The 16,933-nt window shown below is 69.9% G+C and carries 15 protein-coding genes; 12 read left to right on the top strand and 3 right to left on the bottom strand.

Annotated elements, in window-relative coordinates; translation table 11 throughout:
* Window positions 1-157 precede the first annotated feature (157 nt).
* Both NJQ99_RS10915 and NJQ99_RS10920 read left to right on the top strand, forming a co-directional pair.
* Entirely contained in the window at window positions 158-511 is a 354-nt protein-coding gene (locus NJQ99_RS10915) for a c-type cytochrome (RefSeq protein WP_269332861.1), read from the top strand.
* A 46-nt stretch (window positions 512-557) separates the two neighbouring features.
* Window positions 558-1,439 carry a DMT family transporter gene (locus NJQ99_RS10920; RefSeq protein WP_269332862.1) on the top strand — a complete coding sequence of 294 codons (882 nt, stop codon included), beginning with the start codon at window positions 558-560 and terminating at the stop codon, window positions 1,437-1,439.
* Here the strand turns inward: NJQ99_RS10920 and NJQ99_RS10925 are convergent.
* Window positions 1,436-2,449: a zinc-binding alcohol dehydrogenase family protein gene (locus NJQ99_RS10925; RefSeq protein ID WP_269332863.1), complete on the bottom strand. Its 1,014-nt coding sequence runs from the start codon at window positions 2,447-2,449 to the stop codon at window positions 1,436-1,438. The genes NJQ99_RS10920 and NJQ99_RS10925 overlap by 4 nt on opposite strands.
* Window positions 2,450-2,608: 159 nt before the next feature.
* On the opposite strand from NJQ99_RS10925, the gene NJQ99_RS10930 reads away from it, so the two are divergent.
* From NJQ99_RS10930 to NJQ99_RS10960, 7 genes are all read left to right on the top strand, one after another.
* Window positions 2,609-3,175 carry a thiamine pyrophosphate-binding protein gene (locus NJQ99_RS10930; RefSeq protein WP_269332864.1) on the top strand — a complete coding sequence of 189 codons (567 nt, stop codon included), beginning with the start codon at window positions 2,609-2,611 and terminating at the stop codon, window positions 3,173-3,175.
* 7 nt (window positions 3,176-3,182) lie between these two features.
* Window positions 3,183-3,794 carry a thiamine pyrophosphate-dependent enzyme gene (locus NJQ99_RS10935; RefSeq protein ID WP_269332865.1) on the top strand — a complete coding sequence of 204 codons (612 nt, stop codon included), beginning with the start codon at window positions 3,183-3,185 and terminating at the stop codon, window positions 3,792-3,794.
* A gap of 156 nt (window positions 3,795-3,950) precedes the next feature.
* Window positions 3,951-4,925, top strand: a complete 975-nt coding sequence (locus NJQ99_RS10940; RefSeq protein ID WP_269332866.1) for a TRAP transporter substrate-binding protein — start codon at window positions 3,951-3,953, stop codon at window positions 4,923-4,925.
* 84 nt (window positions 4,926-5,009) lie between these two features.
* Entirely contained in the window at window positions 5,010-5,555 is a 546-nt protein-coding gene (locus NJQ99_RS10945) for a TRAP transporter small permease (RefSeq protein ID WP_269332867.1), read from the top strand.
* 13 nt (window positions 5,556-5,568) lie between these two features.
* Complete coding sequence (locus tag NJQ99_RS10950; RefSeq protein WP_269332868.1) at window positions 5,569-6,876, top strand: TRAP transporter large permease; 1,308 nt, start codon at window positions 5,569-5,571, stop codon at window positions 6,874-6,876.
* Between the two features lie 37 nt (window positions 6,877-6,913).
* The gene (locus tag NJQ99_RS10955; protein ID WP_269332869.1) at window positions 6,914-9,007 is read left to right on the top strand and encodes a hydantoinase/oxoprolinase family protein; all 2,094 of its coding nucleotides are present in this window, start codon (window positions 6,914-6,916) and stop codon (window positions 9,005-9,007) included.
* Entirely contained in the window at window positions 9,004-10,782 is a 1,779-nt protein-coding gene (locus NJQ99_RS10960) for a hydantoinase B/oxoprolinase family protein (protein WP_269332870.1), read from the top strand. Before NJQ99_RS10955 ends, NJQ99_RS10960 begins: the two co-directional genes overlap by 4 nt.
* A gap of 193 nt (window positions 10,783-10,975) precedes the next feature.
* Here the strand turns inward: NJQ99_RS10960 and NJQ99_RS10965 are convergent, their stop codons facing one another.
* Together NJQ99_RS10965 and NJQ99_RS10970 are read right to left on the bottom strand one after the other, a co-directional pair.
* On the bottom strand, window positions 10,976-12,703 hold the full coding sequence (locus NJQ99_RS10965; RefSeq protein WP_269332871.1) for a hydantoinase B/oxoprolinase family protein: 1,728 nt from the start codon (window positions 12,701-12,703) through the stop codon (window positions 10,976-10,978).
* 25 nt (window positions 12,704-12,728) lie between these two features.
* Window positions 12,729-14,831 (bottom strand): hydantoinase/oxoprolinase family protein, encoded by a 2,103-nt coding sequence (locus tag NJQ99_RS10970; RefSeq protein WP_269332872.1) that lies wholly within the window; start codon window positions 14,829-14,831, stop codon window positions 12,729-12,731.
* A 189-nt stretch (window positions 14,832-15,020) separates the two neighbouring features.
* On the opposite strand from NJQ99_RS10970, the gene NJQ99_RS10975 reads away from it, so the two are divergent.
* The 3 genes from NJQ99_RS10975 (at window position 15,021) to NJQ99_RS10985 (ending at window position 16,870) form a co-directional block, all read left to right on the top strand.
* On the top strand, window positions 15,021-15,728 hold the full coding sequence (locus NJQ99_RS10975; RefSeq protein ID WP_269332873.1) for a DUF4286 family protein: 708 nt from the start codon (window positions 15,021-15,023) through the stop codon (window positions 15,726-15,728).
* Between the two features lie 41 nt (window positions 15,729-15,769).
* A complete protein-coding gene (locus NJQ99_RS10980) occupies window positions 15,770-16,186 on the top strand; it encodes a hypothetical protein (RefSeq protein WP_269332874.1) in 417 nt (138 codons plus the stop codon).
* Between the two features lie 264 nt (window positions 16,187-16,450).
* Window positions 16,451-16,870, top strand: a complete 420-nt coding sequence (locus NJQ99_RS10985) for a rubrerythrin family protein (RefSeq protein WP_269332875.1) — start codon at window positions 16,451-16,453, stop codon at window positions 16,868-16,870.
* Window positions 16,871-16,933: the final 63 nt, after the last annotated feature.

The following is a 16,933-nucleotide window of genomic DNA, read 5'->3' on the forward strand; positions in this document are numbered from 1 at the left end:
CCCCCTTCCGGCCGGGCGATTCCGGGAGAGACACTAGCGCCGGCGCCGGCGCCTGACAATTGCGGGAGGAGCCCGCGCCAAAGGCTCCGGTCTTTGCCGCGGCGCGGCTTTGCCGCTATGGTCCGGCGGTATCTCGATCGAGGGAGCGTGCGCGGACATGTACCGGCAGAAGATGTGGACGGGATGGGGCGGGAAGGCCTGCACGAAGGCCGTGGCGGCGCTTCTCGCGGCGGCCGTCACGCTCGGCACGGCGTCGGCGGCCTCGGTCGACGAGGGGCGCGAGATCGCGGAAGCCCGTTGCAGCATGTGCCATGCGGTCGGGCAGAGCGGGCCGAGCCCGCACCCGGAGGCGCCGCCCTTCCGCATCCTGCAGGACCGGTATGACGTGCGCCTGCTGGAAGAAGCCCTTGCGGAAGGCATGATAACCGGGCATCCGGACATGCCCGTGGTCGAACTCGACGTCGACCAGGTCGAGAGCTTCCTGCTCTATCTCGAATCGCTGGGCCAGTAGGCGCGTCCGCGCCAGCATCCACCCGCGGGAGGAGACGTCCGCGCCCATGAGCACGCCTGCAAACCTGGCGCTGAAGGGGCTGGCCATCACCATGGCCGGCGTGGCGGTGCTCAGCCTCGACGCGCCGCTTGTCCGCCTGATCGAGGCAGATGCCTGGACCGTCGTGGCGTGGCGCAGCCTGCTGATGGCCGCGGGCTTCGCGGTGCTTGCGCTGGCCGCGGCGCCCGGCGGTTTCCTGCGCGACCTGCGCACGATGGGGCGCTGGGATGTGCTCGCTGCGGCGGCCTTCGGGGCGAGCAACGTCTTTTTCGTCGCCTCCGCCAAGCTGATCCCGGTCGCCAACCTGCTGCTCATCATCGCCACCGTGCCGCTGGCCGCGGCGGCGTTCTCGTGGGTGCTGCTGGGCGAACGGCTCCGGCTTGGAACGGGGCTTGCGATCGGGGTTGCGCTTTGCGGGATCGGGGTTCTGGTCGCGGGGGAGCTGACCCTGGGCGACAGCCTGGCGGGTCACGGGCTGGCGCTGGCGAGCACCCTCTGTTCCGGCCTGTTCTTCACGCTGCTGCGGCGGGGCCGGGCGCGCGGAAGCGGGCCGATCCTGGCGCTCGGTGCGCTGGCGGCGGGCCTGCTGGTGCTGCCGGTGGCATGGGTTCCGGCGCTGCCGGCCGAGAGCGTGCCGTACGCACTGTTGCTGGGGCTCGGCGTGATGCCGGTCGCCTTCACGCTGATCGCGCAGGGGCCGCGCTACCTGCCGGCGACCGACGCCGCCTTCCTGATGCTGCTGGAGACCGTGCTGGGCCCGATCTGGGCGTGGATCCTGCTGACCGAGGTGCCGTCCGACAGGGTGTTGCTCGGCGGCCTCATCGTGGTTCTTGCGGTGGCGGGGCACGTCCTTTCGCTGAGGCTGCGCGGCGCACAGCCCGCCTCCTAGGCCTCCTCGCCGAAGTCCACGACGATCTTTCCCGCGCCCTTGGCCTGCAGCCGATGGGCCTGCGCCAGTGTTGCGGCCGAAAGCCCTTCGAGCACGGTGTCGGCGATGGGCTGCACCCGTCCGGCGTCAGCGAGACCGGCCACCTCGGTCAGGATCTCGTGCTGGCGGACGAGGTCCGGGGCGGCGAAGGTCGAGCGGTTGAACATGCCTTCGCCCACCAGCGTCAGGCCCTTCTGCTTCAGCACGCCGACATCGAGCGTCGTGACGTCGTCGATGTAGCCGATGCGGCCGAACGGTGCGATGCAGCGGCCGATCTGCTCCCAGGCGTGGGTATCGGTGAAGGCGGAGCCGACGACCGCAGGGGCGGGCAGCCCCGCGTCCTTCAGCTGGGCGCGCCAGTCGCCGCGATAGTCGATCACGCAGTGCGCGCCGAGCGCCCGCAGACGCTCCCCGCTTGCCGCGCTGCCCGACGTGGCGACCACGGTCGCGCCGGTGAGCGTGCGCAGAAGCTGGACGGCCAAGCGCGCCACGCCGCCGCCGCCACCGTGGACAAGGGCCACGGTTTCGGGGCCGGCATCGCGCGGCAGGCGCAGGCAGTCGAAGAACAACTCGTGCGCGGTCAGGGCCGTCAGCGGCAGGGACGCCGCCTCGGCAAAGGAGAGGCCCGCGGGCTTTGCGCCCGCGATGCGCGCGTCCACGCACTGGAGCGCGGCATTGCTGCCGGGGCGCAGGACCGAGCCCGCATACATGACCTCGTCGCCGGGGCGGAAGAGCGTGACCTCGGCGCCGACGCTCTCGACCACGCCCGCCGCGTCGAAGCCCAGAACGGCGGGCGCATCCGGCGTCGCCGGCCGCCGGGCGCGCACCTTGAGGTCGATGGGGTTGACCGAGACCGCGCGCACGCGCACCCGCAGATCGTGCGGTCCGGGTACGGGATCGGACAGGTGGAGGTCTTCGAGATATGCGGGATCGCCCGGGGATGCAGGGCCGCGATAGCCGACAGCCTTCATGTATCGCCACTCCATGCGCGCGGAAAGGTGCGGCAGCATGGCCCGCGCCACCGGTCGGGCGCAACCGGGCAGCGGCCGCATGACCGCAATGCGCGATGCGGTCTGGCGGCAGCGCGGGGGCCCGTGTTTATCCTTTCGGCCATTGTGGAATCTCCCCCCATGCCGGGAGACGATGCGAAGCCTCGGGAGGGCAGCGTGGCGAACGAGTTCGACTGGGCGCCGGGAGACTGGCGGCGCGATATCTTCGAGGCGTTCCGGGCCGCGGACGTGCGCCAGGTCGCCTATGTGCCCGATGCAGGCCATGCGAGCCTTATCCGCGCCTGCCATGCCGACAACGCCATGAAGGCGGTCGTGCTGACGACCGAGGAAGAGGGCATCGGCGTGTTGGCCGGTGCACATCTCGGCGGCCAGCGCGGCGTGCTGCTGATGCAGTCGAGTGGGGTCGGCAATTGCGTCAACACGTTCTCGCTCATCCGCAATTGCGGCTTCCCCATGGTCGCCATCGTCACCATGCGCGGCGAGTGGGGCGAGTTCAATCCGTGGCAGGTGCCCATGGGTCAGGGCACGGAAGCGGCGATGAAGGAGGGCGGGTTCGTGGTGCACCGGCTCGACCGGGCCGACGAGGTGGGGCCTGCAGTTGCGGCCGCGCTCTCCATGGCGTTCGACGGCGGCACGCCGGTCGCGCTGCTGCTGTCGCAGCGGCTGATCGGCGCAAAGAAATTCTGAGGCGGACATGAGCGAGATGACGACGGCACACGGGATCGCGCGGCGGCCGCTGGTGGCGGGGCTTCTGAAGGACCGCCCCGAGGGGCTTCTGGTGGTGACGGGCCTCGGCTCGCCCACCTACGACGTGGCGGCGGCGGGCGACGATCCGCGCAACTTCTACCTCTGGGGCGCGATGGGCAGTGCCGTGACAGTGGGGCTCGGCCTCGCGCTCGCGCAGCCCGAAGGGCGCGTCCTGGTCATTACCGGCGACGGCGAGTTGCTGATGGCGCTCGGCGCGCTGGCGACCGTGGGCGTACAGGGGCCGCGCAATCTCGCGGTCTGCGTGCTCGACAACGAGCGCTATGGCGAGACGGGCGGCCAGGCGAGCCATACCGGATCGGGCGTCGACATTCCCGCCGTGGCGACCGCTTGCGGCTTCCGCGAGGTGCGCAGCTTCGGCAAGTCCTACGACATCGAGGAGGCGCGCCGGTTCGTGCGCGAGGCCGAGGGACCGGTGCTTGCGTCGTTCAAGATTGATCCCGCGGAACAGCCGCGCGTGATGCCGCCGCGCGACGGCCACCATCTGCGCACACGCTTTCGGCAGGCGCTGCTCGGAAACGAGGCAGGCCTGACCGGTTGAGCGGCAACCCGCGCCATGCGCGAGGGTGCAGCGCAGTGAAGGCTTGACCGCGGTCGAGGGGCCAGACACCCTAGGGCCACAAAGCGGCGGGGACACGAAGCCCCGTCTTGGGGTGGCCGCAATGGCTGCCAGGGAGCTTCAAGCAGGGAGACATCGATGCGCAAGCTTTTCGCGAGCATGGTCGTTGCCAGCACGGCCGTCGGCTTTGCCATGGCGGCACACGCCGAAACCTGGGACATGCCGACCCCCTATCCGGAAGGCAACTACCTGACGAAGAACGTGATCCAGTTCGCCCAGGACGTGAAGGAAATGTCCGGCGGCAAGCTCGAGATCACGGTTCATTCCGGCGCGTCGCTGTTCAAGATGCCGGAGATCAAGCGCGCCGTGCGCACCGGCCAGGCGCAGATCGGCGAGATCCTGCTGTCGGCCTACGGCAACGAGAACGCGATCTTCGAGGTTGACGGCGTGCCGTTCCTCGCCGCGGGCTTCGACAATGCCGAGAAGCTGTGGAAGGCGCAGAAGCCGATCCTGGCAGAGGTGCTGGCCGAGGAAGGCCTGATGCCGCTGTTCACAGGCGTCTGGCCGGGCCAGGGCCTGTACAACCAGGCCGAGATCGAGAGCCTCGACGCCATGCAGGGCGTGAAGTTCCGCGCCTACAACGCGGCGACCTCGCGGCTTGCCGAGCTCATGGGCGCGGTGCCGACCACGGTGCAGTACGCGGAAGTGCCGCAGGCGTTCTCCACGGGCGTCGTCAGCGCGATGCTGACCTCGGCCACGACCGGCGTGGACGTCAAGTCCTGGGACTTCCTCAAGGTCTTCTACACGACCGACGCCATGCACCCGAAGAACCTCGTCTTCGTGAACAAGGCGGCCTTCGACGGCCTCGACAAGGACGTGCAGAACGCCCTCCTCGAGGCCGCGGCCAAGGCCGAGGCACGGGTCTGGGCGCAGGCGCGCGAGGAAGGCGCCAAGGCCGCCAAGACGCTCGCCGACAACGGCATGACCGTGAAGGCGCCGGGCGACAAGCTGCAGTCCGAACTGCAGGAGATCGGCGCCCAGATGACCAAGGAGTGGGTCGAGAAGGCCGGCGCGCGCGGCCAGAAGCTGATCGACGCCTACAACGCGATGTAATCCATCGGACCGCCGGGGGCGCGCCATCCATGAGCCGGGTGGCGCGCCCTTCCCATTGGCTTGGCTAGGGGGTGGACCGCAGGGATGCGCACACTTCGCTTGGGCCTCGACCTCGCGTACAAGGCTTGCGGCGTCCTCGCGGCGATCGCGCTGGCCATGATCGCGGCGCTGATGCTGGCCCAGATCATCGGACGCTTCTTCAATGTGCTGGTGCCGGGCGTCAACGAGGCCGCGGCCTTCCTTCTCGCCGCGACGAGCTTCCTCGCGCTTGCCTATTCCTTCCGGGCGGGCAGCCACATCCGCGTCTCGCTGTTCCTGCACTATCTGCCGGACGGCGTGCGCCGGTTCGCCGACCTCGCCGGGGTGGCGCTGGGCGTGGCGCTGATGGCCTATTTCACCTGGTACACGTGGCGCCTCGTGGCCGACTCGATCCGTTTCAAGGAAGTGTCGGACGGTCTGCTCGCCATCCCGCTGTGGATCCCGCAAGGCGCCATGCTGTTGGGCCTCCTCATGCTGACGATCGCGCTTGTGGAGGAGTTCTTCCACATCCTCACGGGCGGCGTGCCGAGCTTCGACGATTCGCAAGACGTGGTGCTGCGCGACGAAGACGACGCAGCCGACCAGATATAGGACCGGGCGCCCCGTGGACATCGCAACGCAATCCATCATCCTCATCGGCGTCCTGTTCCTGCTGCTGGGCGGCGGGTTCTGGGTCGCCATGTCGCTGGCGACCGTCGGGCTGCTCAGCATCGGGCTGTTTTCGAGCGCGCCGCCGGGCCTCATCATGTCCACGAGCGTGTGGGGCGCCACCGCGACCTGGACGCTCGCCTCCCTGCCGCTGTTCGTCTGGATGGGGGAGATCCTGTTCCGCACGAAACTGTCGGAAGACATGTTCCAGGGCCTGGCCCCGTGGATGGGGCGGCTGCCGGGCCGCCTGATCCATGTGAACATCCTCGGCTGTGCGGTGTTCGCCGCGGTCAGCGGCAGTTCGGCGGCAACCGCCATGACGGTCGGCAAGATGTCGATCCCGGAACTTGCGCGCCGCGGCTATGACGAGAAGCTGATCATCGGCTCGCTCGCCGGTTCGGGCACGCTCGGCCTGCTGATCCCGCCGTCGATCATCCTGATCGTCTACGGCGTCTCGGCAGAGGTCTCCATCGTCCAGTTGTTCATCGCGGGCATCCTTCCGGGCGTCATGGTCGCGCTGCTGTTCATGGGCTACACGGGTGTCTGGTCGATCCTGCGCCCGGAGAAGGTGCCGGCCTACGACTTCAAGATGAGCTTCCTGGAGAAGCTGTCGGCATCGCGCCGCCTGATCCCGGTCATGCTGCTGATCGCGTTCGTGATCGGCTCGATCTATCAGGGCTGGGCGACGGCGACCGAGGCGGCGGCCTTCGGCGTGGCGGGCGCGCTGGTGCTGTCGGCGGTCACGGGCTCGCTGACGTGGAAGAGCTTTTCCGAAAGCCTGATGGGCGCGACGCGCACCTCCTGCATGATCGTGTTCATCATCGCGGGCGCGGCGTTCCTGTCGACGGCCATGGGCTTCACGGGCATTCCGCGCGCGCTGGCAGAGTTCATCCGCGACATGGAGCTGTCGCCCTACACCCTGCTGATCGCGCTGACCGTGCTGTTCGTGGTGCTGGGGTGCTTCCTGGACGGCATTTCGGTGGTGGTGCTGACGACGGCGGTGATCCTGCCGATGGTCGAGGCCGCGGAGATCGATCTCCTGTGGTTCGGCATCTATGTCGTGCTGGTGGTCGAGATGAGCCAGATCACGCCGCCGGTCGGGTTCAACCTGTTCGTGCTGCAGGGACTTACGGGGCGGAACATCCTCTATATCGCCTATGCGGCGCTGCCGTTCTTCTTCCTAATGGTGGCGGCGGTGGTGATCCTGATCCTCTTCCCGGAAATCGCGACCTGGCTTCCGGCACAGGCGACGGCCCGGCCCTGAGGAGACGGCAACAAGCGCACATGCAGGAGTACGAGGGGTGATCAGCGAACACGAGGCCGTGCCCGCGCGGCCCTGGCGCATCGGCGTGGACGTGGGCGGCACCTTCACCGACATGGTGATGGTGGATGCCGGCGGGCGGCTTGCGATCTTCAAGGTTCCGTCGGTGCCGGCAAATCCGGGCGAGGGGGTGCTGAACGCTGTTGCGCGCGCGGCGGAGCATTTCGGCATGGCGGTCGCGGACCTGCTGGAGGGGTGCCGGCTGTTCGTGCACGGCTCCACGGTGGCGACGAACACGGTGCTCGAAGGCAAGGGCGCGAGGGTCGGCCTGCTGACGACCGAGGGGTTCCGCGACAGTCTGGAGATCCGCCGCGGCATCCGCGAGAACCCGTGGGACCACCGCACGCCCTATCCGCCGGTTCTCGTCCCGCGCCGCCTGCGCCGCCCGGTGCGCGGGCGCCTCGATCCGCAAGGGACACAGGTCGCCGCTCTGGAGACCGCGGACGTGGCGGACGCCTGCCGCCTCTTTGCGGAAGATGGCGTGGAGTCGGTCGCGATCGGCTTCTTCAACAGCTACATCGATCCCCGGCACGAGCATGAGGCGGCAGAGGCCGTCGCCGCACACTGGGACGGCGGCTGGGTGTCGGCGTCGGCCGACATCGCGCCGACCATCGGGGAGTACGAGCGCACCTCCACCGTCGTGATGAACGCCTATGTCGCGCCGCGCGTCGTGGGCTACCTGCGCGAGCTGAACCGGCGCCTGCGCGGCATGGGCCTGCCGGTGACGCTGCTGATGAGCCAGTCGAACGGCGGTGTCGTCTCGGTCGACCAGATCTCGGAGCGGCCGGTGAACCTGGTGCTCTCTGGCCCCGCGGCAGGCGTGGGCGCCATGAACCTCGTGGCCAATGCGCTGGGCGATGACAACCTCATCTCCATGGAGATCGGCGGCACTTCCTGCGACGTGGCGCTGATGAGCGGCGGACAGGTCGCGACGACCGACGCGCTGGAGATCGCGGGCTACCACCTCGCCATCCCGTCGGTAGAGATCCACACGGTCGGCGCCGGCGGCGGCACCATCGCGGGCGTCGACGGGGCGGGCATGCTGTTCGCGGGGCCGAAGGGGGCTGGCGCGCGGCCCGGTCCCGCCTGCTACGGCTTCGGGGGCGAGGAGCCGACGGTCACGGACGCGCAACTCGTCCTCGGGCGGCTGAAGCCCGGCGCCTACGCCGGCGGGTCGGTCACGCTCGACGGCGACCTGGCGCGCGAGGCGATCCGCACCCGCATCGCGGAGCCGCTGGGCTTGAGCGTCGAGGACGCGGCGGCGGGCGTCATCCGCCTCGTCGAGCAGCACCTGCTGCACGCGGTCGAGCGCATCTCGGTCCAGCGCGGCTTCGACCCGCGCCGCTTCACGCTGGTGCCGGCGGGCGGGGCGGGCCCGCTGCACGGGCCGACCGTGGCGGCAAGGCTGGGCGCGCGGCGCGTGTACGTCCCGCGCCAGGCGGGCGCGTTCTGCGCCATGGGCCTGCTGCAGTCGGATGTGCGGCAGGACTATGTGCAGGTGTTCATGCGGACGCTCGACGCGGACGTGGCCGGGGACGCCGAGGCAGGCTTCCGGGCGCTGGAGGCGCGGGCCGCCGAAACGCTGAAGGCCGAAGGGTTCGAGGGGGAGACGGCGCGGTTCCGCAGGTCGCTCGACCTGCGCTACCAGGGCCAGCAATGGGACGTGCGCGTCGACCTGCCTGAGGGGGATGCGTTCGACCCGGCAGACGCGCGCGCGCTTTTCGAGCGGGAGTACGAGCGCCAGTTCGGCCACATCCAGCCGGGCGGGACCATCCGCATGACCGCGCTCAGGATCGCCGGCATCGGCGTGTTGCCGCCGCTGGAGCCCGCCCGCGCCGAGGCGGCGACCGCTGCGCCCCGTCCGCGCGAGACGCGGCCCGTCTGGTTCGAGGACGGCTGGCACGACACGGCGGTCTACGAGGGGGCGGACCTGCAGCCCGGCCATGCCGTCGACGGCCCGGCCATTGTGGGCGAGCAGACCATGACCGCCATCGCGCGTCCCGGCGACCGGATCGAGGTCGATGCGGCGGGCAATTTCCTGATCCATCTTCGCGAGGGGGGAGGCCGGACATGACCGCGACAGCTTCCAGCGCCGCCAGCACGGGCGAAGACCGGATCGACCCGGTCGTCCTCGCGCTCGTCCAGAACCGGCTCGACCATGTCGCCCACCAGATGGGCTGGGTCATGGTGCGCACCGCGCGCAGCCCGATCTTCAGCCAGGCGCACGATTTCTCCTGCTTCATCACGGCGGCCGACGGCACGGTGGTGAGCCAGGCGGACGGCATCCCCATCCACACGGGCGGCGGCGGCTTCGCGGTCCGCGCGCTGCTGAAGGCGTTTACCGGCGACATCGCGCCGGGCGACGTGTTCCTGCTGAACGATCCTTATGCGGCAGGCGGCAATCATCTGCCGGACTGGGTGATCGCACGGCCCGTCCATGCGGACGGCAAACTTCTGGGCTTTACCTGCAACCGGGCGCACCAGTCGGACATCGGCGGCGGGGCGGCAGGCACCTACAACCCGGAGGCCACGGAAATCTTCCACGAAGGCCTGCGCCTGCCGGTCCTGAAGCTCGTGGAGAAGGGAAAGCTGCGGACGGACCTCTGGGCGCTGCTGAAGCTCAACTGCCGCACGCCCGACCTGCTCGACGGCGATCTGCGCGCGATGCTCGGCTCGACGAAGATCGGGGCGGAGCGGGTGGAGGCGCTGGCGGCGGAGCTTGGCACCGGACAGGCGCTCGCCTGCTTCCGGGGGATACTGGATTACGCGGACGCGCGGTTCCGGGCCGCGATCGCGGAACTGCCGGACGGCGTCTACACGGGCGAGGACCATACCGACAACGACTGCTTCGAGGCCGCCGACATCGCGACGCGGGTCACGCTGACCATCGCGGGCGACCGCATGACGGTCGACTTCACCGGCACCGACCCGCAGATGAAGGGCTTCAAGAACAGCTCGCTCGCCAACACGCACTCGGCGGTCTACACGGCGCTGTGCAGCTTCTTCGACGCCGACATGCCGCGCAACGAGGGCAGCTTCCGCGCGGTCGGGATCGTCGCGCCCGAGGGCACGCTGGTGAACGCGCGTCCGCCCGCGCCCATGACCATGTGCACGGTCTTCCCCGCACACGACATCATCCACGCCTGCTGGAAGGCGCTGGCGCAGGCCGATCCGCACCGTGCCTCCGCCGGCTGGGCGCGCAACATCTTCGGTGTGACCGCGGGAAGCACGGAGGGCGGCGCTGAGCCCTTCGTCATGTACCACAACAATCTCGCGGCTGGCGGCGGCGCGATCGAGGGGCGCGACGGCTTCAACCAGATCGGGCACCTGTGCACGCTGGGCGGGCTGACCATCCCGAACCTCGAGGTCTACGAGCAGATCTACCCCGTGCGCTACCTGCGCCAGGAGTTCCGCTGCGATGCGGGCGGGGCGGGCGAATACCGCGGCGGCACCGGCGTCGACTACGCGGTCGAAGTGTTTGCGCCCGGGCGCTACTCCTTCCGGGGCGAGGGGCTGCGCACGCCGAGCGGCTACGGCATCCGCGGCGGCGGCTGGGGTGCGGGCGGGGCCATGACGCTCTACCCGCACGACGGGTCGGAACCGGTGCACCCGCCGCAGTTCGGGCTGATGTCGCTGCCGCCGCTGCGCTACGAGGCGTCCTCTCCGGGTGGGGGCGGCTGGGGCGATCCGCTCGACCGCGACCCGGCGCGCGTGCTCGACGATGTGCGGAACGGCATCGTCAGCCTGGAGGCCGCGCGCGACACCTATGGCGTCGTGCTGATGGCGGACGGGCGTGGCGTGGACGCTGCGGCGACGAAGGCGCTGCGTGCGGGCAGGCGCGGGGGTTAGCCCGAGGACGATGTTATAAAACCAGTGTCATCCCCGGGCCTGTCCCGGGGATCCATGAACACAAGCGGTTGCGGGTCCCCCTTACCCGGTGCGGGCGTGTGCGAGCGAGGGTGAGGGGGCTTGCGGAGGCCTTCCAGGAAGCCACCGCCCCGGGCATGGGTCCCCGGCACGGAGGCCGGGGACGACGGAGCGCTCAGGCGGCGCGGGGCCCTTCGCGCAGGGCCTTGGTGGCGGCGGCGTCGACCGTGCCGCCCGCATCCACCACGACGCCATAGTGCGCCCGCGCGCCCTCGACCGTGACGATGCCGTTGAGAACGTCCTCGGCCACGGCCTCGACCGGCCGGGTGAAGGGATCGCCCACGCCGCCGCCGCCCGGCATCTCGAGGATCAGCCGGTCGCCCGCGGGGATGGTCTGGCGTCCCTTGGGCCGAAGCTCCAGCCCGTTCACGGTCCGCACCCGGCCGAGCGCGCCCTTGGCGCCGCCCTGGCGGCCGCGCGGGGCGTGCTTGCAGCGGTCGAACATGGCCGAGATGGCGAAGGGCGCACCCTCCAGATGCTCGATCTCCATGACCTGGCCGGTGCCGCCGCGATAGCGGCCGGCCCCGCCGGAATCCGCGCGGTATTCCTTCCGCCAGACGACGAGGGGGGCGATGGTCTCGTTGATCTCGACGGGCGTGTTGCGCACGCCCGAGGGGAAGGCCGTTGCCGAGAGCCCGTCCTTGGCGACGCGCGCGCCCGTGCCCCCGGTGTGAAAGATGTTCATGGCGAAGGGCCGGGCATTGCCATAGTCGGCGTCGACGACGCCGTGGCCGCCGAGCAGCATCGGGTTCCAGAGGCTGGAGGTCCCCTCCGCCGGCACGCCCTCGTTCATCGCCTGCTCGAGGCAGCCCAGCACCACGTCCGGCAGCATCTGGCCGATGACGTGGCGCGCGGCGACCGCGCACGGGTGCGGGGCGTTGAGGATCGAGCCCTCGGGCGCGGTTACCTTCACCGGGATCAGCGACCCCCAGTTGTTTGGGATCTGCCCGCCGATCACGCAGCGCACGCCGAAGCTCGCATAGGCCTCGGTATAGGTGATCGGCACGTTGATGCCGTAGAGGGACACGGGCGAGGTGCCGTCGAAGTCGACGAAGATGCCGTCGTCCGACACGGTCAGCGCGCAGACGAGGTCCACCTCCTTCTCGTAGCCGTCGATCCGCATGGAATTGCGGAAGGTGCCGCGCGGCAGCTTTGAGATCTCCTCCAGCATGGCCTTGCGGGAGTTCTCGACGATGTGGCCCCCGACCTCGTCGAGCGTCTCTAGCCCGAACTCCCGCATCATTTCGAGCAGGCGCTTCGAGCCTGTCTCGTTGCACGCCGCGAGCGAGTAGAGGTCGCCCTCGACCTGCAGGGGCTCGCGGACATTGGCGCGCACGATGTCGAACAGCGCCTCGTTCATCACGCCGCGCTTCGCCAGGTGCATGATCGGGATGTAGATGCCTTCCTCGTAGACCTGCCGGCCGTCGGGACCGAAGCCGATGCCGCCCACGTCGACGACATGGCTGGTGGACGCGAACATGGCGACCGGCTTGCCGTCCTTGAAGGTCGGCGTGACCACGGTGAAGTCGTGCAGGTGCCCGGTGCCGAGCCACGGGTCGTTGGTGATGTAGATGTCGCCGTCTTCCATCTTCTCCGGTGGGAACTTCTCCAGGAAGAAGCCGACGCTCGCGGCCATGGCGTTGACGTGGCCGGGCGTGCCGGTCACGGCCTGCGCGAGCATCCGCCCCTGCATGTCGAAGACGCCGGCGGAGAGGTCGCCCGCCTCGCGAACGGAGGTGGAGAAGGCGGTGCGGATCAGCGTCTGCGCCTGTTCCTCCACGACGGAGAGCAGGCGGTTCCACATGATCTGCAGATGGATCTGGTCGAGGGCCGAGGTGCTCATGGCGCGTCTGTCTCCCGGTCTCTGGTCAGCGGCGCTGAAGGACAATGTAGCCCAGATCGTTCACGACGGCATCGAAGGCCGCCGAGACGACGGTGGTGGTCTGGGCCTCGGCGATGAGGGCGGGGCCTGCCACGCGCATGCCGGGCGCGAGGTCGTCGCGCCAGTGGATGCCGGCCTCCACCGCCTTGCCCGCGCCGGGGTCGAAGACGGTGCGCGTGGCGGCAGGCGCCGCGACCGGGCCGTCCGTCCGGGGCGCACCGGTGCGCGCGGGCTCCGGCACCTTCGTCTGGACGGTCAGGGTCCAGCTCAGGACCTCCACGTCTAGATTGGGGATGGTGCGGCCGTAGAGCGCGACATAGGCCTTCTCGAAGGCGGCACGCAGCACCTCGGCATCGTCTTCCGAGATCGTCCGGACCGGCAGGTCGACGCTGATCTCGTGGCCCTGGCCCGCGTAGCGCATGAAGGCCTGGCGGGTCTCCACCAGCGGCTCGTCGGGGGCGCCGTGGCGGACCACGGCGTGCGCCTCCGCGCTCATCTCGTCGAGCACCTGGTTGGCGAGGTCCGCGTCGAAGGCGCCGAGCTTCATGTAGCGGCTGCGCACCACCTCGTAGGCAATCGGGGCCTTGAGGAAGCCGATGGCCGAGCCGACGCCCGCGCCGGTCGGCACGACGACCGTGTCGAGGCCCAGTTTCTCCGCCAGCCGTGCGGCGTGAAGGGGGGCCGCGCCGCCGAACGCGATCATGGTGCGGCGGGTGACGTCCTTGCCCCATTCGATGGCGTGGACGCGGGCGGCGTTCGCCATGTTCTCGTCCACGATCTCGGCGACGCCGAAGGCCGCGTGCGGCCCGTCGAGGCCGAGGTGCGCGCCGACGCGCGTCTCGATGGCCTTCACGGAGGCGTCGACATCGAGCGCCACGTCCCCGCCCGCGAAGCGCGACGGGTCGATGCGGCCCATGACGACGTCGGCGTCGGTGACCGTCGGGTCCTGTCCGCCGCGACCGTAGCAGGCGGGACCGGGCTCGGAGCCCGCGCTTTCCGGGCCGACGTGGATGCGCTTCAGATTGTCGACGTGCGCGATGGAGCCGCCGCCCGCGCCGATCTCGACCATCTCGATGACGGGGATGCGCACGGGCAGGCCGGAGCCGCGCTTGAAGCGGTAGACGCGGTCGACCTCGAAGGTACGGCTCTTCAGCGGTTCCATGCCGTCGATCAGGCAGATCTTCGCGGTGGTGCCACCCATGTCATAGCTCAGCACCTCATCGAGGCCCATTTCCGCGGCGATGCGTGCGGCCAGGATGGCACCGCCCGCGGGCCCGGATTCGACGAGGCGGATGGGGAAGCGCACCGCCGTTTCCAGCGCGGTCAGCCCGCCGCCCGAGGTGATGAGGAAGAAGGGGCAGCCGAAGCCCCGCTCCTTCAGTTGCTCGCCGAGGCGCGTCAGGTATTTCGCCATCAGCGGCTGGACATAGGCGTTGGCGCAGGTGGTCGACTGGCGCTCGTACTCGCGGATTTCCGGGCAGACTTCGGACGAGAGGCTCACGGGAACGCCTGGAAGCTCCTCGCGCAGGATCTCCGCCACGCGCGCCTCGTGCGCCGGGTTGGCGTAGGAGTGAATGAGGCCGACCGCGGCGCTCTCGATCCCTTGCGTCTTCAGCGTTGCGGCGACGTCGCGCACGCTCTGCTCGTCGAGCGGTACGAGCACGTCGCCGTGCGCGGTTACCCGCTCTCTCACTGGCAGGCGGAGATGGCGCGGCACGAGCGGGCGCGGCCGGTCGACGTTCACGTCGTACTGCTCGAACCGGTTCTCGTAGGCCATCTCGACGCTGTCGCGGAAGCCCTCGGTCACGATCAGCGCGGTCTTCGCGCCCTTGCGCTCGATCAGCGCATTGGTCGCGAGCGTCGTGCCATGGATGATGATGCCGACCTCGGACGGGGAGAGCCCCGCCTCCTCCATCACCTTCGCGAGGCCGGTCAGCACGCCTTCCTCGGGCGCGCGGGGCGTCGTGAGGGTCTTGGTGGTCACCTGCCGGCTGCCGATCTCCAGCGCCACGTCGGTGAACGTGCCGCCGATATCGACCGCAAGGCGCGCAGCGCCCCGGCCATCCGCCGAAGACGGCGTTCCTGACATCCCTTGCCTCCAGTCGCTGTCTGGTCCGCTTTGCGGAAACCTGTTTCGCGGGTGGAGGCTAGCGGGGCGCCCGCCGGGGCACAAGGCGCGCGGCGCGGCATGGGGGATATGCGTCTTCGGGGTCGTCGCCGGGAGCCGCGCGGGTTAGTCTCCCGCAACACGAAACCGGCAAGCGAAACGGGGGATGCGATGGCGATCGGTGGCAAGGGGATGCTGGTGATCTGCACCGACATTCCGGGAGAGCAGGAGGCGGAGTTCAACCTCTGGTACGACCGGGAGCACACCGAGGAACGGGTGGCGATCCCCGGCTTCGCGGGCGCGCGCCGCTGGGTCCTGGAAAGCGGCGACGGGCCGAAATACCTCGCGCTTTACGAGACCGAGACATTCGACGTGCTGTCGAGCGCGCCCTACAAGGCCGCACTCGCCGGACAGACCGAGTGGTCGAAGTCCGTCATGGCGCACTTCCGGAACGTGAAGCGCACGCTGGGGCGGATCACGCAGACGGCAGGCATCGGCCAGGGCGGCGTCGTGACGCAACTGCGCCTGCGTCCGAAGGCGGGCGCGGAAGAGAGCCTGCGCGAGGCCCTGGCGGCGGCGATGGAGACGCTGACGGCGCAGCCGGGCATCGTTTCCGCCTTCCTGCTGGAAAGCGACCCGGAACTGTCGAAGCCGCTGCCGGAGCAGGTGGCCGCGGGCGGCGACGACGGCAGCAACCATGACTGGCTTCTCTATGTCGAATCGACCACCGCGCAGGCGGGCGCCGACGCCTTCGCAGCCCATCTCGCCGACGCCGACCTGGCGCAGGCGGGTGCGGGTGTCAGGGCGCGCGGGATCTACCGGCTCCTGTGGGGCCTGACGCGCGACGAACTGGCGCGGGAGGGGCGCGTGCCGGACTGAGGCGCGGCACCGGTCCCCGTGCGCACAGGGAGGACGGCCCCATGAACCGAATGGCGCTCGGCGTGGCTGCGGCGGCCGTCGTGGCGGGCATCGGATGCGCCGCGGCGCGCGAAGGGCTGCCAAACGGGCCCTGGCATGGCGGTGGGCCGCGGCTTTTCGTCCTGATCGACGGGCGATGGGAGATATCGGGCGGCGAGGCCGCATCGGCCGCATCGGGGATTGCGGCTCCCTCCGCCCCCGCTGCGCCGCCCGCGCCGGCGCCGCCGCCCTTGCCTGCCGTTCCCGCGCCCAATGCCACGGGCGCGGAACACATGCGCTTCGGGCTGGAGCTTTATTACCGCGTGCCGCTGCGGCTCGGCCCCGCGCCGGCGGCCCTCTGGCTGCCGCTCTCGTTCAGCGACGGGCTGAACCTCGATGCCCGCGAATACTGGCTGATGCTGCCGCCGGGAGCATGGTGACGGCGGGGCAGGAGGCTTGCTGCGAGTGACTTTCATATTTTGAACAGTTCTAAACTGTTGACTTCCCACCCACCCCCTGTTGTAAATTCCCCTCGAGCACTGGGGACGGCGGTTTCGGGGCGTCGACGCCCGGATCGCGGTGGAAACGCCGGGGTCCCCATGCTGCGCGCCGGCGGCGATCTGCCGGCATCTATCAGGGTCAGCGGCGGTTCGCGCGTGCGCGCGCTGCCGTGTTTCGTGGGAAGACTGAAAGGGAGAGTGACCATGGCTGGTCTGAAGGGTACGAAGACCGAGGAAAACCTGAAGGAAGCATTCTCGGGCGAGAGCCAGGCGAATCGCCGTTACCTCTACTTCGCGCAGAAGGCCGACATCGAGGGCTACAACGACGTGGCCACGGTGTTCCGCTCCACGGCGGAAGGCGAGACGGGCCATGCGCACGGCCACCTCGAGTTCCTCGAAGAAGTGGGCGATCCGGCGACGGGTGAGCCGATCGGCGACACGGCGGCGAACCTGAAGGCCGCGATTGCGGGCGAGACGCACGAGTACACCGACATGTACCCGGGCATGGCGCGCACCGCGCGCGAGGAAGGCTTCGACGAGATCGCCGACTGGTTCGAGACGCTGGCGAAGGCTGAGAAGAGCCACGCCGGCCGCTTCCAGAAGGCGCTCGACACGATGGGCTGACTGCCCGCGTGACGGATCGGCCGGGGCGGCGGCGTGTCCGCTGCCCCGGCGCGTTCCGGCCCG

Origin of the sequence: Futiania mangrovi, from assembly GCF_024158125.1 — a bacterium.
In the GTDB taxonomy this organism is placed as follows: domain Bacteria; phylum Pseudomonadota; class Alphaproteobacteria; order Futianiales; family Futianiaceae; genus Futiania; species Futiania mangrovi.

Coding starts and splice junctions, on each gene's coding strand:
- NJQ99_RS10920 (WP_269332862.1), top strand. CDS start 558: ATGAGCACGCCTGCAAACCTGGCGCTGAAGGGGCTGGCCATCACCATG.
- NJQ99_RS10935 (WP_269332865.1), top strand. CDS start 3,183: ATGAGCGAGATGACGACGGCACACGGGATCGCGCGGCGGCCGCTGGTG.
- NJQ99_RS10945 (WP_269332867.1), top strand. CDS start 5,010: ATGCGCACACTTCGCTTGGGCCTCGACCTCGCGTACAAGGCTTGCGGC.
- NJQ99_RS10915 (WP_269332861.1), top strand. CDS start 158: ATGTACCGGCAGAAGATGTGGACGGGATGGGGCGGGAAGGCCTGCACG.
- NJQ99_RS10975 (WP_269332873.1), top strand. CDS start 15,021: ATGGCGATCGGTGGCAAGGGGATGCTGGTGATCTGCACCGACATTCCG.
- NJQ99_RS10985 (WP_269332875.1), top strand. CDS start 16,451: ATGGCTGGTCTGAAGGGTACGAAGACCGAGGAAAACCTGAAGGAAGCA.
- NJQ99_RS10960 (WP_269332870.1), top strand. CDS start 9,004: ATGACCGCGACAGCTTCCAGCGCCGCCAGCACGGGCGAAGACCGGATC.
- NJQ99_RS10970 (WP_269332872.1), bottom strand. CDS start 14,831: ATGTCAGGAACGCCGTCTTCGGCGGATGGCCGGGGCGCTGCGCGCCTT.
- NJQ99_RS10940 (WP_269332866.1), top strand. CDS start 3,951: ATGCGCAAGCTTTTCGCGAGCATGGTCGTTGCCAGCACGGCCGTCGGC.
- NJQ99_RS10930 (WP_269332864.1), top strand. CDS start 2,609: ATGCCGGGAGACGATGCGAAGCCTCGGGAGGGCAGCGTGGCGAACGAG.
- NJQ99_RS10965 (WP_269332871.1), bottom strand. CDS start 12,703: ATGAGCACCTCGGCCCTCGACCAGATCCATCTGCAGATCATGTGGAAC.
- NJQ99_RS10925 (WP_269332863.1), bottom strand. CDS start 2,449: ATGAAGGCTGTCGGCTATCGCGGCCCTGCATCCCCGGGCGATCCCGCA.
- NJQ99_RS10980 (WP_269332874.1), top strand. CDS start 15,770: ATGAACCGAATGGCGCTCGGCGTGGCTGCGGCGGCCGTCGTGGCGGGC.